Origin of the sequence: Leptospira levettii (assembly GCF_002812085.1) — a bacterium.
Classification (GTDB): Bacteria; Spirochaetota; Leptospiria; order Leptospirales; family Leptospiraceae; genus Leptospira_A; species Leptospira_A levettii.
The window spans coordinates 53,296-67,629 of sequence record NZ_NPDM01000004.1 but is presented as its reverse complement, the minus strand read 5'-3'; the positions used below and the strand labels follow the sequence as shown (position 1 = coordinate 67,629).

The following is a 14,334-nucleotide window of genomic DNA, read 5'->3' as shown; positions in this document are numbered from 1 at the left end:
ATTACTTTCCTAATTTCAAAAGTTCGGAGATAGTGTGATTGGCTTCGACAGGGTGTCTCAGTTTCTGATCCGTTTGGATGATGTATTGATTCCGACGCCCATCTTTACTTTTCTGTAATACAGACGCATCCACTAAGTCTTTCACGATGGTTTGTACAGCTCTTTCCGTAATCCCAACAAGCACTGCTACATCCTTCAGACGCATTTCGGGGTCTTTACTCAAACAAATGAGTACGTGAGCATGATTTGATAAAAACGTCCATTGTCCAATTTTTTTAGGACTTTCTTTTGGTTTCCGTTTTAAGTCTTTTGTCATTCGATCTGAGAACCTTAATTTTTAATTATGTAGATTCAGACAATTTGAAATCACGAACGGCCCATGCCCAATAAATAAACAAAAATTGGAATGGTAACCTAACATATAATGCCCAAATCGGAACTCCAAAGTCCTTTCCGTCTAACGCTTCCAATAACATATTGATATTTGCAGGGTAAATCGCGAGGAGTAGAAGGATGAGTCCATAACATGCCAATTTTCTCATTCGTTCGTATAAAACGAGTAGGCCTAATGTGATTTCAGAAAGTCCACTGGTGACATTGAGTAATTCGTGAAAAGGTAAATAGTCAGGCATCATTTCCAGGTAAAACTCAGGAGAGAAGAAATGGTTTGTGCCTGCGACTATATAAAACAGAGCAAGGGAATACACGAAAAACTTTTTCATCACCGAACTAAATCACAGATTTGAAAAATTGATACAAATTTTAGAAGGATTAAGCAACAATTTGTCCCTCTTTTGATTTGAAGTGGCCCAATTTTTCTTCCAAACGTTTTCTGCTTTTGATGGTAATGCGGTTGGGTTCGATGACTAGGTTTGTATCCGCTTTGAATTCATCGATACTTTCCTGTTTTAATTTGATGATCCCACACATATTACACAACTCTTCCATCTGGATATAAATCGTATGCGGAGTGGATAAACTTACATCTAAATTTCGGCCGAGTCGAATGTCCTGGTCACGGATTGAATTGTACAAATATGCGTATAGTCTGGTGACTGGTGTTTTCAAACGTAATATGACCAGTCTTTGGTGGGAAAACCAAATGCGCCGTGCAATACTTTCAAAAATCTTTTGCAGTAAAGACGGCCCAACTGACTCGAATAAATTCTCTGGAGTCACTCTTAGGATTTTGCTCTTGGTTTCTGTGATCGCTGATGCCATCCTCGGAGCATTGTCAATAAGGGACATTTCACCGAAAATCTCACCAGGCCCTAGGACATCGATGACGTATTCAAATCCACGTACAATTCCAAATAGTTTTACATTCCCTTCTAACACAACGTAGATCTCATTACTCTTTTCACTTTCCACAAAAAGAACTTCGCCTGCTTCCAAAGTAGACTGCATATTGTCCCAAGGAAATGGCTTGTAGGAAGATGCAACTGACCTAAATAAGTCGGATGCTTCTTGTACATTGTCTGTGGAATTGTTTTCTTTGGACCATTTGAGAAAGGCTTGCAGAGAATAAGCAGCAAGATTTGGTTTTTGCCAAGAAAGATAAGTCCGTGCATTTTGTACCAATCGTTCAGGATGGTATTCACGGTCCGCTGGTTTATTTGCTTTTGATAGATGTTTCTGAAGGGTTCTTAATTCTCTAGAATAAAGGCCTAAAATTTTCATCGCAAGTTCTTTGCGTTCTTTTAGGTAAGAACCAAGTAAGCGGATTGGAATTTGCACCAGTTCTACATCTGTGTCAGCAAATAATGTGACAAGGAACCTATGTTCAGTGAGTGCTGAAACCAAACCAAAACTATCCCCCGCTTCATAATAAGCAAGTTCATGGTCAACAACGATGTGTTCGGAATCTACCGAAACTCGGCCCGATTTAACGATGAAAAAATTCCCAGTATTGACGGAATTTTGGACAACAATGGCTGCCCCTTTCGAGTATGTTACAATTTTGATATCTTCTACGGACACTGAATTAAAAAAAATGATTTATAAAGGTACGAGTCAAACATTTAAATCTCAGAAGTCATCTGCTCCCAGATGAAATCGTACACTTTTATAGCAGAAATATTTTTCTTAGGAAGAGGGATTTCTGCTGAAAAAATAGGGTAAAATTCTGGACTCTTTGGAAATCCACCATGGGAACCTCTTACCAAGTCTGCATCTAAAGGGATCACATCCATTAAGTAACGAAAACCAAGTTTTTTCTTGATTAATGTCCAAATTACCTTCCATTTTACAAATTTTTGACTCGGGTTTAAAAAGAGTTCTGCGGGATCATACCCAGGTTTTCGGTGGATGTCCACCAAGCGGGCGTAATCTGGAGCTTCTTTGTCGTTCATCCAATAATAGTAAGTAAACCAATAGCCGTCTTTTGCGACTAAAACAAGATCCCCTGATCTTTCATGATGAATGTGGTATTTTTTTTGTTCGTTTTTATCTAGGACTAACTCAACACCTGGTATTTGTTTGGCGATTTTTTTTGCGAGTTCTACGGATTTTCCATCTTTACAATATATATGTGAGATTTGATGATCGGAAACTGCAAAAGCTCGAGATGCACCTGGGTCTAAATGTTCGTACCAACGTTCCTTTCTTACTTGTATCAAATCATTTTCTCTTAAAATACGATTGATGTGAATGGGCGTGTGAACATCACTAATTCCATATTCAGAAAGTAAAATCACTTTGGCATTTTTCTTTTGATAGGTTTCCACTAACTCTTTAACAATCTGATCCAGTTCTGATAGTTCTTTTTTAAGTTTGGAAACGTTTGAACCAAACTTTTGTAACCCATAATCCAAATGGGGTAAATAAACTAACGTGAGTCTAGGATCATACTTTTCATCCACATACAGAGTGGCGTTTTTAATCCATTTTGTAGATTGGATATTTGCATTTGGTCCCCAAAAATGGAATAAAGGAAAAGCTCCAAATTTTTTTTGTAGCTCTTCTCTTAATTCAGGTGGATGGGAATAACAATCTGGTGCTTTGACTCCATCTGCATGGTATTGTGGCCTCGGTGTTACAGAATAATCTGCAGATGAGTACATATTGTACCACCAAAACATTTTGGAACACGTAAACTTTGGATCTATTTTTTTTGCTTTTTCCCAAAGTTTTTCTCCATAAACCAGATGATTGGATTGTTTCCAAAATTTCACTTCTGAATCGATCCGGTCATACCATCCATTTCCTACAATTCCATGTTCACTTGGCCATTTTCCAGTTAAGTAGGTACTTTGTGCACTCGTAGTGACGCCAGGTAACATTGGTTCAATGAGTGTATAATTTTTTGATGTGAGGTATTGTTTCAAAAAGGGAGTGTGTTCTGAAATGACAGATTTCGATAGCCCTACTATATTGATGACAACGGTTTTTTGGAATTTTGTTTTTATTTGTTTCATTTGGGATTAGTTCTTCTTTTCACTCAAATTTGTTTTTAACCAATCGAGTTCTCTTATAATGGAGGATTCTAGAGAAATTTGTAATGGTGTCGGAAGGACATTCCAAGTGTAAGTTTCAATTTCTAATACATTTGTAAAAGGGAATTGTTTCTGCATCTTCAAAACCGTAAGCAATTCTTCTTGGGTAGACAAAAACTCACCATAAGAATCCAAAAAAATCGGAACATGAAAATGAATTCTCCATTCTTCACCCAACTCTGCACCATTCATAATCGCTTCCCCTAAATCTTTAAACGAAAGTTTTGTTCCATTTTGTTTCACTGCCACAACTTGGTGTAAGTATTTTTTTTCATCAAATGGTTTTAATAATTTGAGTTTTCCTTCGATCGATTCGGAAAAATCCACCTTCAATGCGGAACTCACTTGGATCCTACCCACTTTGATTCCAGTTCGTTTTAACTCTGAAAATAAAACATCATTAATCTCGTGTGTCACTGCTAGGTGGCATACATCCAAACAAAATCGAATATGTTCTTTGGTATTTTGGATGGCAATTCCTTCATCAAATCCAAATTCTTGATTTAAGATTGGTATTGCCATTGGCAAAAGTTCATTTTCATACCAATTCACCAAGTTAACAAAGGTTCCGAGGAAACCATCAGGTTCTGGTTCAATGTCTAAGTGTAGGATTCGTGATTCCTTTTTTTTGATTCGGATTAGGTCGACTAAAGTTTGAATGATGTAATGAGTACAATTTTTTTTTCTTTTGACTAAATCCGTTTCATTGGAATCAAAATAGAGATACGAAAGTGGAGGCGTGGAAACACCTCCTTCTTCGCCTTCTGGTAACATTTCATTTAATAAAAAAAACAACCGTTTTGTATATTCATACCTTTCGAGAGTTGACCAATCCGGATGATAAACACCTTCTTTCACAACTTCGGAATGGAATCCTCCATACGGAAATCCATTGATTGATATCACATACATCGACTCCTGTTTGAGCCATTTTTTCCATTCGAATAGAGTATCCGATTGGCTAAGGCTTACCGAAGCTTCATTTGACAATCGAAGGCCAATTCCAAAAGGTTCATTCGGTGAAAATTGTGTTTTGATTTTAGGTAGATAGGTTTTTAATTCTTCAAAATGGTCTTCCCATGATTCTCCCAAATGGATATTGGAACAATAGGTTACATGTCCAAATTTTGTTCTCAATGGAAATTGACCAAAGTTTCAAAAGCAGACATTAAGATTGATTGATCCATGTGATAAACCTCTTTCGGTTTCCCTATTCCATTTAGCATTAGCAATGTGAGTTTTCCCCCAAGATGTTCTCTAAACTCTTCTAAAGCAATTTCTAAGTTTTCTTTTCCTTTCTCCAGTAAAATGGGGAAATCGAATGTAAAGCCAAGCCCCAATAACAAACGTAAGATACGCAAATATTCTGATTCTTTTAAATCACCACACAAAAATGAATAGATCGAATCAAGTGCAATTCCCACCGCCACTGCTTCACCATGTCGAATTGAAAAATTGGAAAGGTATTCTAATTTATGGGCAAACCAATGTCCAAAATCCAAAGGCCTTGACGATCCAAATTCGAAGGGATCCCCACTGCGAATGTGTTCCATATGAAGCCTTGCACAGTCATACACTAACTGTTCCATCACATCCATGTCTCGGTTCACGAGTGAATTCACATTCGATTCTATCCAACAAAAAAAAGATTCCTCTTTAATCAAAGATACTTTTACAGCTTCCGCTATCCCAGAACGCCAATCTCTCTCATCCAAAGAAACAAGAAACGAGGAGTCATTAAAAACAGCAATAGGTGGTGCAAATGTGCCTAAAAAGTTTTTTTTCCCAAAGTAATTGATGCTATTTTTAACCCCTACTCCCGAATCATTTTGGGAAAGCACAGTTGTCGGAACTCTTAACAAACGAATCCCGCGGTGGGATACCGCTGTTGCAAATCCAACCATATCAAGAAAAGCACCACCTCCAATGGCCATAACATAAGAGTGTCTATCAATTCCATACTCACTGATGGCGGAGGAAACCAATTCCCATGATTCACTTTGGTTTTTGGAATTTTCTCCTCCAGGAATCGTCAAAATCGTTTTTACCAATTGAACAGATGTTACATTTGTTTCAAAATAGGAATGAATGGATTCCAAAATATGTTTTTGATGTACAAGGATTCCTTCATCTACAACTACCAAAACTTTCTTTTTGACTCCTTCTGGTTCTTGTAATCCAAAGAAGTTTTGTAGAACTAAATTTTCCAAAGCAAACAAATGTTTTGTGAAAAATACTTCGTATCGATATGATACTTGAAACTCAGATTGAATCCTTTTAAATTGATTTACCATTATCTCTGTTATGTGACTGCAAAATACTTTGCGATTAAAAATGACAAAGGTAACAAAAAAAGGATGAGAATTGTAATTGGTATCACCCCTGAAGCGGCAGAAAAACTAACGTTCAAAAGAATTAACGTTAATACTCCCATTTTTACGGACTTCCCGATCAAAGTTGGTGAAGGATTTTGGATCACTCGCCATAGTGTTGGGAATAAAATCAACGAATGTAGTGTGATAAAAGGCAAAGTAAAAAGGATGGTGTGATTGTAAATGGAATAGATTGTTTGGGAACAAAATACAGCCAGATACAAAAATCCTGCTACATAAAACCGAATTTTGCCACCTCCAAAAACTTCATTTTGGCTAATGGATGTGATAGCGGCGATATAAAAAATCGGTAAAACCGATAGACTCACAAGCGAATATGGAATTGATTTTAGGATTGTCATACCTAATACCAAATTAAGGCCTCTGCATAATCCCATTACGATAGGACCCAAAACCAAATGATGTTTCGCAAAACGATTGTAAGTAATAACAAATACGACAATCAAAATTGAAATGATAAAACTGATTTCACTGTATAGGAAAGAAAAAAGAAGTCCCAAACAAAACAAAAAAATTCCCAAATACAATGCATGGTTTGCAGATACTTTTCCCGACGGGATAGGTCTTTCCGGTCTTTCGATTGAATCGATATTCCGATCAAAATAATCATTGAGGACAACACCACCACCATACAAACAAATACTAGCAAGGATTAATAAACCACCCTCCTTCACCCAAGGAAAAGAAACAATGGCCATACCCGCTAAAATATCTGCGACTGCTGTGACAAGATTTGCTGGTCTTAGTAAGATGAGGTAACTTTTAAAATTCATTTAATCGATGTAGAGAGAGTTTTGATTCCATTTGGGAAGTTGCCCACCTCGCAAAACAGAATTCCCATGGAATTTTTCATTTGGATCTGAAGGAATACTCAATTCAAAATCAGATACTTGGATTTGACCACTTTTGGCAAATGCTTCGATTGCATTTTCGTATGTCACCTTACGGATAACATCATTTGGTATCCCACGGCTTACCATAAGAGCAGCAGTTTTGGGAATGGCAAGTGGATCTGATATCCCCCAATCCGCACTTGAATTGATCATGATTCTTTCAGCACCATATTGTTCTACAATAGATACCATTCTTTTGTTTCCCATTTTTGTAAATGGATAGATTGTGAAGGCAGCGTAAAACCCTTGGTCTAACACTGATTTAACCGTCTCTTCATTGTTATGATCCACTATGACCCAAGAAGGATCTAATCCATGTTCGATGGCGATTGACATGCTCCTCTCAGTTCCCCTTTTTTTATCTCTATGAGGAGTATGGATTTGTACTGGTAATTTGGCTTCTTTAGCTAATTCCAACTGTAAACGATAGTATTTTTCTTCTAATTCCGTTTGGTCATCAAATCCAATTTCTCCAATCCCTACTACTCCCTCTTTATAAACATAAAGAGGTAAAATCTCCATGACTTCTTCCGCCAATCGTTCGTTATTTGCTTCTCTCGAATTAAGACCCATGGTACAATAATGTTTAATTCCAAACTGAGAAGATCGAAACCGTTCCCAACCCACAAGACTACTGTAATAGTCTTTAAAACTTGAAAGTCCAGTGCGGGGTTGTCCTACCCAAAAAGCAGGTTCAATGACGGCAACGATACCGGCTTGTGCCATATTTTGGTAATCATCAGTTGTCCGCGAAACCATATGAATATGAGGATCAAAAAATTTAAATCCTTGGATTTTATCTTTATATTCATCCCATTTCAAATCCATGTGCGTAGGTGTATCTGTTGTTTTTTTCGGATTCTCAAAATGGGAAGGATTTGTTTTTAAATCTGATTGTTTTTCACACATAAAAAATTAATGATTGTTTCCTAATTTAGACCAATCCCATTTCCCATTTTGAATCTCTTCTTGGAATTTTGGATGTTTTGTTAGTAATAATTGGAAAGATTTCAATTCTGATTGTGAACAAATCAAACTAGCTGCGATCACATCTTCTTCTCTACGTGATTTGAATAAAGTTTCCACAAGGTAGAGTTCACCTTCTGAAAGATAAGGTACCATTAATTGCCAAATCTCGGGAGGGACATCCCTTCCCGCAGACCACCTTTCTTTCACAAAACTAATTAGACTGATTGCTAGGTTTTGGTTTTTTCTTTGTGACAATCCATAAATCATTTGAATTGGTTTTTCATTGAAGATTGTTTTTAAAACCAATTGGTTCCAAGCTAATTCAGGAAATTCATGGTATGGGAAAGGGTTATGTAAAGCAATTGCATCAAAAACAAATCCCATATTGGATCGAACTGCATCCGTTGCTCTCGGCAACCAAACTTGTGGGTATGGGAGAATGGATAAGGACGAAAACAAGGCAACCAATTCATTTAATTCCGCAGTATCAAATAAGGTCTCAATTTTTTCGATCAATTCGTTTTTAGAGAGAGTTACTAGAAAACTTAAGAACCAAACACGACTTAAACGAACCAAATTCCAATTGTTCACTTGAAACCCAGGTAGATTTGGAATTAAATTTTGATCTTTTAACTCTTCTTGTATGATGGTTTTTGAGAGAAACCTTGGTGCTTTGACAAAGGCAGTCATCAGTGCATTTGGATTGTCTTTCGGAATCGAGTCCAACCACTTCATTTCTGCTTCGGTTGTATGTTTTCCAAGCAAAGGATAAAAATAGGCGGAATTAGAAGTTAACATAAAAAACAACTAAGAGAATGATTTTTGGGAACAAAAGTGGAGTAAACCAAATATTAGTAGTTTTACGATCCTTTCCTGCTTTTGCCTAATTTTCAACCATGAGTATGTCTCTTTTCCAGACTAAAAAAATAGTATCCAAAATCTTCAATAAACTGTACAAAATCCAACTTTAAAATTAGGTGTCCTACGCATCTGGAAATTTATGGATAGGAAACAGCTAAGGTCTCATGTTCACTGGCAAAAATCACGGGAGTACCAAATGTACATGCAATTTTATAAACTAATCATCGGACTACTCATCAGCACCACTCTCTTTTTTGGTACAGGAGAAATCGAAGCTCAGTTCATTACACCTGTTAAAAAGGAAACACCGGAACCGCAGAATCCACCACCCGCTCCGCCACAGGTATCACCTCCTCAGGAACAACTAAAAGAAACACAAGTTGTACCTGAAGAACCAGCTGAGTATGTAAGTCCCATGAAAGGGAATCTTTCCGGAGAATACTTCAAAAATTTCCAGATCACCAACAAACAAAAAAAAGCCATCCAAGAGAACAAAAGTTTGTGGTTTGCAGATCGTTTCCGAGTGGGATTTGGATTACGTCCCAAAGCAGATTCTTTGTACAATACCGACTTCGATCGTTCTACGGCGGATAACAGAAATACGGTGACAAACCAAACACAATTTTATTTGATTGGAGATGTTTCTCCGAATATCACATTTAAACTCACCTTCCAAGATGTTAGGTTATGGGGAGGTGAAATCACAACTGGTACTGCTGATCAAAAACTTGGTGTGATTTCAAATGTAGGAACAACAATTGATACAACAAGACAAAGAGAAGTCGCTTTAAACAATTTTACTGGATTTAGAGAAGCATTTTTGGACCTAAAAACCACAAACCAAATGTTTCGAGTCAGAACTGGACGTCAAATCTTAGACTTCGGTGATGGAAGGATCCTTGGTGCACGGAATGATAGTTTGAATGGGAACTCTTTTGATGCTGTCAGGGCAACTCTAACCGTCCAAAAACAAACCTTAGATGTGTTTGGTGCCATTGTCAGTTCCGAAAACAATGCAAACAGTATGGTGTCCAATAATTCAACTCGTTTAAATGGTCCTGGGAATGCATCCTATTATGGTGTCCATTACGGCGTCAAACCTTGGGAATGGCTGGGGATAGAAGTATATAACTTTACCCTATACAAACAAAGGTTAAAGGCAACTAATACCACTCCATATGGATCTGAAATTTATTACCGTGATCCTGACCAATTGAATACAACAGGATTTCGATTAACAAACCGTACGAAAAGTAATTCTTTACCAAAAGAAACTGGAATTGACTGGATGGTGGAAGCGGCGTGGCAAACGGGATTTAATGGAGAAAGAGTATCACCTGATTGGATTAACCAAAACGGTGCTTTAAAAACCAATAAAACAACGGGTGCCCCACCTCCTTATTCGGATCCGGTACGTTATAAGGCGAATATCGTAGCAGCTCAGTTAGGTTATACTCCGGTAAAAGAATTTAGAATTGGGATACAGTATGTGCAAGCTTCTGGAGATCCGAATCGAAATGATGGAAGTGTTGCCACTTACAACCCTTTATTTGCCACAAGAAGGATGGCGGGAGGCGCTATTCCTTTTGCAGGAAATGGAAATTCGGGTTTAGTGTTTTGGCAAAATATAAAAGATTATTCCATTCACATCAAATACGAATCTCCAAAATGGGGAACGTTTATCATCAACCCTCACTGGTACTACAAAACGAAATTACAAGATGGTTATTATGAAAACAATAACTATGTGACAGGAAGTAAGGCAACAGGTGAAACTGCATCAACGGAAGATTTTTATAACACGGAAGCTTACAATCCGAATCGGCCAAAATTAGGAAAACATGTCGCGACAGAAATCAATTTGATTTATATCGTTACACCATTTGAAAACGTCTCTTTTTGGTTTGGAGCAAGTTCCCTATATGCAGGAGATGCAATTCGAAACCAAAAAAATAATCCTTACCAGGCAGATCCATATCACAGGTATGATTTCAAACCAAATGCTAGTTTTTTCACCTTCCAAACAGTATTTGCTATTTAAATAATTAAGATTTGGGATCTGGATGGAATCCATCAAGGATTAAGTCCAACCCAAATTCAAAATTATGTTTTCCATTATATTTCCTCGTTGCCACATCTTTTGTTAGTTGGTAAAAGTATGGCAACTGATCTTTTGGGATCATTGGTAAGTATTCAGTGGCTTTTTGCGAATACTCTTCTGTTTTAAACGGAAAATTTAATTCCTGTAATGTAAAACCATAAATATGGGCATCAATGGCAATGATCATTTGGTCTGCTTGTTTATAGGAAAATCCAGACTCCACCAAACAACCCAAAGTATCATTAAAATATTTAAGTAAATTTTCTCCTACATTCACTCTTGAAACAAGTAACATCGTCAACCATGGGTGTAAAAGGAGGATTTTTCGCACAGATTTTGCACGTTTTTTCATCTCCTTTCTCCAATAGCCACCTACTTTAGGAAAGGTGAAATGTTTTACACAATTTTCAACCATTCCGTCTAACAACTCATCTTTGTTTTGGATATGATTGTACAAAGACATGGCTTCAACACCTAACAGAGTTGCTAGGTTTCTCATGGACAAGGAATTTATTCCTGATTTGTCCGCAAAAGAGATTGATGTTTCAATCAAAAGTTCTTTTGAAAGTGACTTCCTTGGTTTTTGAATCTTTTTTTGGATAGCCAATCCACTGATCTCCCTATTTTATTTCAGTTTTGATGATATATTTTAACCTTCCTTCATCATAAAATCCACTACTTATTAAAATTTTCATCGTTCCAATAGAAATATATTTCCTTGACAGGCTTACACTGTAAGTTAATTTCATCTGCAGGAGTTTTCCCATTGAGAGTCATCACAAATAGAAAATATGGTCCACCAGAAGTTTTAAAACTAGAAGAATGGGAAATCCCAAAACCAAAAGAGGATCAAATTTTGATTCGGATCGTGAATACATCAGTCAATTCTGCTGACTGGAGACTACGAAAACCAGATCCAAAAATAGTTCGTTTGTTTTTCGGAATCTTCAAACCTAGATCTGTTGTATTAGGTATCAGTTTTTCGGGAATCGTCGAAGCCGTTGGCAAAAAGGTTACAAAATTTCAAGTTGGAGACAAGGTACTTGGTTCACCAGGAATGAAGATGGGAACGTATGCAGAATACATTTGTGTCTCTGAAAAATCGACGATCACAAAATTTACCTCTGGAATCAGTTTTGCGGAAGGAGCAACTCTTTCCTTTGGTGGTCTTACCGCAGTTGATTTCCTTCAAAAATGTAATGTTCATACAAAACAGACAATCCTGATCTACGGAGCATCAAGTGCGGTAGGAACTGCAACAATCCAGATTGCTAAACATTTCGGGGCAATTGTTACAACTGTATGTAGTAAAGAAAATATACCACTCCTAAAATCTTTAGGTGCTGATGAATCATTTGATTACGATCAATTTTTTTCACTGCCAGAAAATAACAAATACGATATCGTATTTGAATGTGTTGGTAAAACAACGATTGATAAAAATTTAAAACATTTAAAGGAAGGTGGCAATTTAGTTTTAGTAGGAGCTACCTTTCGCCAAATGTGGGAATCATTTTGTTTATCACTTTTCAAAAGAAAAAAAATTCATTTTGGACCGATAAAAGAAACATTAGAAAATTTGAATTTCCTTGTTTCTTTAACCAATCTTGGCAAATACAAAACCTACATTGATCGGCATTATCCTTTAGAAGAAATGGTAGAAGCTCATCATTATGTAGAAGCTGGTCATAAAAAGGGGAATGTAGTGATTGATGTAACAAAGAGATGAAGTGAAATTTGGAATCCCACCTAATTCAAATTAGGTAGGATTCCATCGGGATCAATTGATCTTCAATTGAGAATGGTTTACTTGTTTTTTATTTCCACCGAATGTTAAATCAGTATACACTCGATCCGATTGACAAACCTTTACATTTGCTGCCGTAGAACAAGAAGCAGTTCCGGAGATTTTGCATCCTTTTTCTTCACAAGCTTTGCGGTCTTTTCCCCGGCATTGTTGGCATCCATTTGTGCTTCCATTCCCACACAAAAAACAATCCTCAGCGAAGATTGCCGTTGATGAAAACAAAACCATCAAGGCAAAACTAAACGTGACCAATGTTCTCATATATTCTCCTACTTTTCCACCGTATGGCAGAGAAGAAGGGAAATTCTATGTGTTCGAAATATTTTGACAAACCAATTTTTTATTTTGGTACTGAGGGTATGACATAAAATAAAATCGCAAAAAAATGACAAATGCTCCCTGAAAGAACAAAAAGATGCCAAATCGCGTGGTTCATTGGCAAACGATCCCATAGATAAAAAATCACACCAAATGTATAACTGAGTCCACCAGCGACTAACCAGGACATTCCACCGACTCCAATGGCAGCTCGGATGTCTTTCATCACGAAGATGGCAAGCCAACCCATTATGATATATACAGTTACACGAAGGCCACTATACTTTCCAGGGAATAGTAATAGTAAAACAACTCCAATGAGTGCAAGGATCCAAATCAAACCAAATAATACCCATCCCCATTCAGAATTCTCACGCAAACTAACAAGCGTAAATGGAGTATATGTACCAGCGATTAAGAGATATATGGATGCGTGATCGATCACTTTAAATACTTTTTTTGTGGCTGTGTGGTATATTCCATGGTAAAGAGTAGAAGCTAAGTATAAAATGATGAGAGTTGCTCCATAAATGGCGGAACTCACTACATGCCAAACATCTCCATACAAAACTGCCATCGTCAATAACAAAGAAAGACCAGCAATGCTTAAGCCCCCTCCAATTCCATGAGTCACTGCATTGGCGATTTCATGGCCGATGGAATATTCATGTACTGTATCAATCAGTTCTTTCATGGGATGAAGGTTTTCCTCATTCCCAGACGTAGGTTCAGAGAAGTACGGACGATTTGTTCTCTTATGATTCGAATACTGTTTCGACGTAGAAATCGTTTTTTGAGTCGAACGTTTTTTAGATGTTGGTTTTTGTTTTTTAGGAGAAGGTTTCTGTTTTGCTTTCGCTTTTTTGGCTTTCATTCGTTTTGACTGCTTGTATCACACTCTTATATTGTAAGAAGGTCAATCGAAAGAAAGGTTTCAAAAAAATGAGTGAAAGGGATCAAATTGGTTTCTTTTTGCCAATCGAATTGATTTCGATTTCTAAAACTTCGGAACAAATGTGATTCACCATTCGTTCCAATGGAGAACCGTTTGACTCATTGTTTCCCCTTTGGAAAATTCCATAGGTAACAAAAAACGATCCTCCACGAAAAAGGAATTAGATCACTCTGAATCTTTGGATTGGTCTTTTTCTTTCCCTTGTTTTTTCTTTTCTTTGGCTTTATCCTTCATTTTCTCTTTTTGGTCCATTCGTTTCTCTTTTAATTCTTCTAAAGAAACAGAACCGTCACCATCTTTGTCCAATTCTTGGAAAAAACCATCATGGAATTTTTGCCATTCTTCTTTTGACACTTTTTTATCATCATTGGTATCCATCTTTTTAAAATGTTCACCGGCCATAGGATGTTTTCCTTTGCCTTCATGGTCATGGGCAATGACTGAAGCTGTCACAAGGAAAGTGAAACAAAGAAATAAGCTTAGAATTTTTTTCATAAAAAAACCTCTGCCGAATTGTTACCCCATTTTGGAAACAAGTCAACA

Annotated in this window: 15 protein-coding genes; 2 read left to right on the top strand and 13 right to left on the bottom strand. The window is 37.0% G+C overall.

What is annotated here, in order from left to right; translation table 11 throughout:
- Nucleotide 1: 1 nt before the first annotated feature.
- Genes CH354_RS12990 through CH354_RS12950 form a run of 9 tightly spaced genes read right to left on the bottom strand, consistent with a single transcriptional unit; the run spans nucleotide 2 to nucleotide 8,547 of the window.
- Nucleotides 2-316, bottom strand: coding sequence for an ArsR family transcriptional regulator (locus tag CH354_RS12990; RefSeq protein ID WP_100727811.1), 315 nt, complete (start codon nucleotides 314-316; stop codon nucleotides 2-4).
- A 25-nt stretch (nucleotides 317-341) separates the two neighbouring features.
- The gene (locus tag CH354_RS12985) at nucleotides 342-722 is read right to left on the bottom strand and encodes a DoxX family protein (protein WP_207762721.1); all 381 of its coding nucleotides are present in this window, start codon (nucleotides 720-722) and stop codon (nucleotides 342-344) included.
- A gap of 49 nt (nucleotides 723-771) precedes the next feature.
- Entirely contained in the window at nucleotides 772-1,980 is a 1,209-nt protein-coding gene (locus CH354_RS12980; RefSeq protein ID WP_100727809.1) for a Crp/Fnr family transcriptional regulator, read from the bottom strand.
- Nucleotides 1,981-2,021: 41 nt separating this feature from the next.
- A complete protein-coding gene (locus CH354_RS12975) occupies nucleotides 2,022-3,416 on the bottom strand; it encodes an alkaline phosphatase family protein (RefSeq protein WP_100727808.1) in 1,395 nt (464 codons plus the stop codon).
- Between the two features lie 6 nt (nucleotides 3,417-3,422).
- Nucleotides 3,423-4,631 carry a metabolite traffic protein EboE gene (gene eboE, locus CH354_RS12970; protein ID WP_100727807.1) on the bottom strand — a complete coding sequence of 403 codons (1,209 nt, stop codon included), beginning with the start codon at nucleotides 4,629-4,631 and terminating at the stop codon, nucleotides 3,423-3,425.
- On the bottom strand, nucleotides 4,628-5,788 hold the full coding sequence (locus CH354_RS12965; RefSeq protein ID WP_165780370.1) for a 3-dehydroquinate synthase: 1,161 nt from the start codon (nucleotides 5,786-5,788) through the stop codon (nucleotides 4,628-4,630). Before CH354_RS12965 ends, eboE begins: the two co-directional genes overlap by 4 nt.
- Before the next feature lie 8 nt (nucleotides 5,789-5,796).
- Complete coding sequence (gene eboC / locus CH354_RS12960; protein WP_100727805.1) at nucleotides 5,797-6,660, bottom strand: UbiA-like protein EboC; 864 nt, start codon at nucleotides 6,658-6,660, stop codon at nucleotides 5,797-5,799.
- Nucleotides 6,661-7,689, bottom strand: coding sequence for a TatD family hydrolase (locus CH354_RS12955; RefSeq protein WP_100727804.1), 1,029 nt, complete (start codon nucleotides 7,687-7,689; stop codon nucleotides 6,661-6,663).
- A gap of 6 nt (nucleotides 7,690-7,695) precedes the next feature.
- Nucleotides 7,696-8,547, bottom strand: coding sequence for an EboA domain-containing protein (locus CH354_RS12950; protein WP_100766509.1), 852 nt, complete (start codon nucleotides 8,545-8,547; stop codon nucleotides 7,696-7,698).
- Nucleotides 8,548-8,806: 259 nt separating this feature from the next.
- Between CH354_RS12950 and CH354_RS12945 the strand changes: the two genes are divergently transcribed.
- The gene (locus CH354_RS12945; protein WP_100766508.1) at nucleotides 8,807-10,651 is read left to right on the top strand and encodes an alginate export family protein; all 1,845 of its coding nucleotides are present in this window, start codon (nucleotides 8,807-8,809) and stop codon (nucleotides 10,649-10,651) included.
- A gap of 4 nt (nucleotides 10,652-10,655) precedes the next feature.
- Here the strand turns inward: CH354_RS12945 and CH354_RS12940 are convergent, their stop codons facing one another.
- On the bottom strand, nucleotides 10,656-11,210 hold the full coding sequence (locus CH354_RS12940) for a TetR/AcrR family transcriptional regulator (RefSeq protein ID WP_243396082.1): 555 nt from the start codon (nucleotides 11,208-11,210) through the stop codon (nucleotides 10,656-10,658).
- Between the two features lie 219 nt (nucleotides 11,211-11,429).
- Between CH354_RS12940 and CH354_RS12935 the strand changes: the two genes are divergently transcribed.
- On the top strand, nucleotides 11,430-12,440 hold the full coding sequence (locus CH354_RS12935; RefSeq protein ID WP_100766507.1) for an NAD(P)-dependent alcohol dehydrogenase: 1,011 nt from the start codon (nucleotides 11,430-11,432) through the stop codon (nucleotides 12,438-12,440).
- Nucleotides 12,441-12,491: 51 nt separating this feature from the next.
- Here CH354_RS12935 and CH354_RS12930 read toward each other — a convergent pair whose 3' ends face one another.
- The 3 genes from CH354_RS12930 to CH354_RS12920 form a co-directional block, all read right to left on the bottom strand.
- Entirely contained in the window at nucleotides 12,492-12,779 is a 288-nt protein-coding gene (locus CH354_RS12930; RefSeq protein WP_100766506.1) for a hypothetical protein, read from the bottom strand.
- A 79-nt stretch (nucleotides 12,780-12,858) separates the two neighbouring features.
- Nucleotides 12,859-13,530 carry a PAQR family membrane homeostasis protein TrhA gene (trhA, locus tag CH354_RS12925; protein WP_409036423.1) on the bottom strand — a complete coding sequence of 224 codons (672 nt, stop codon included), beginning with the start codon at nucleotides 13,528-13,530 and terminating at the stop codon, nucleotides 12,859-12,861.
- Between the two features lie 426 nt (nucleotides 13,531-13,956).
- Complete coding sequence (locus CH354_RS12920) at nucleotides 13,957-14,286, bottom strand: EF-hand domain-containing protein (RefSeq protein ID WP_100727798.1); 330 nt, start codon at nucleotides 14,284-14,286, stop codon at nucleotides 13,957-13,959.
- Nucleotides 14,287-14,334 lie beyond the last annotated feature (48 nt).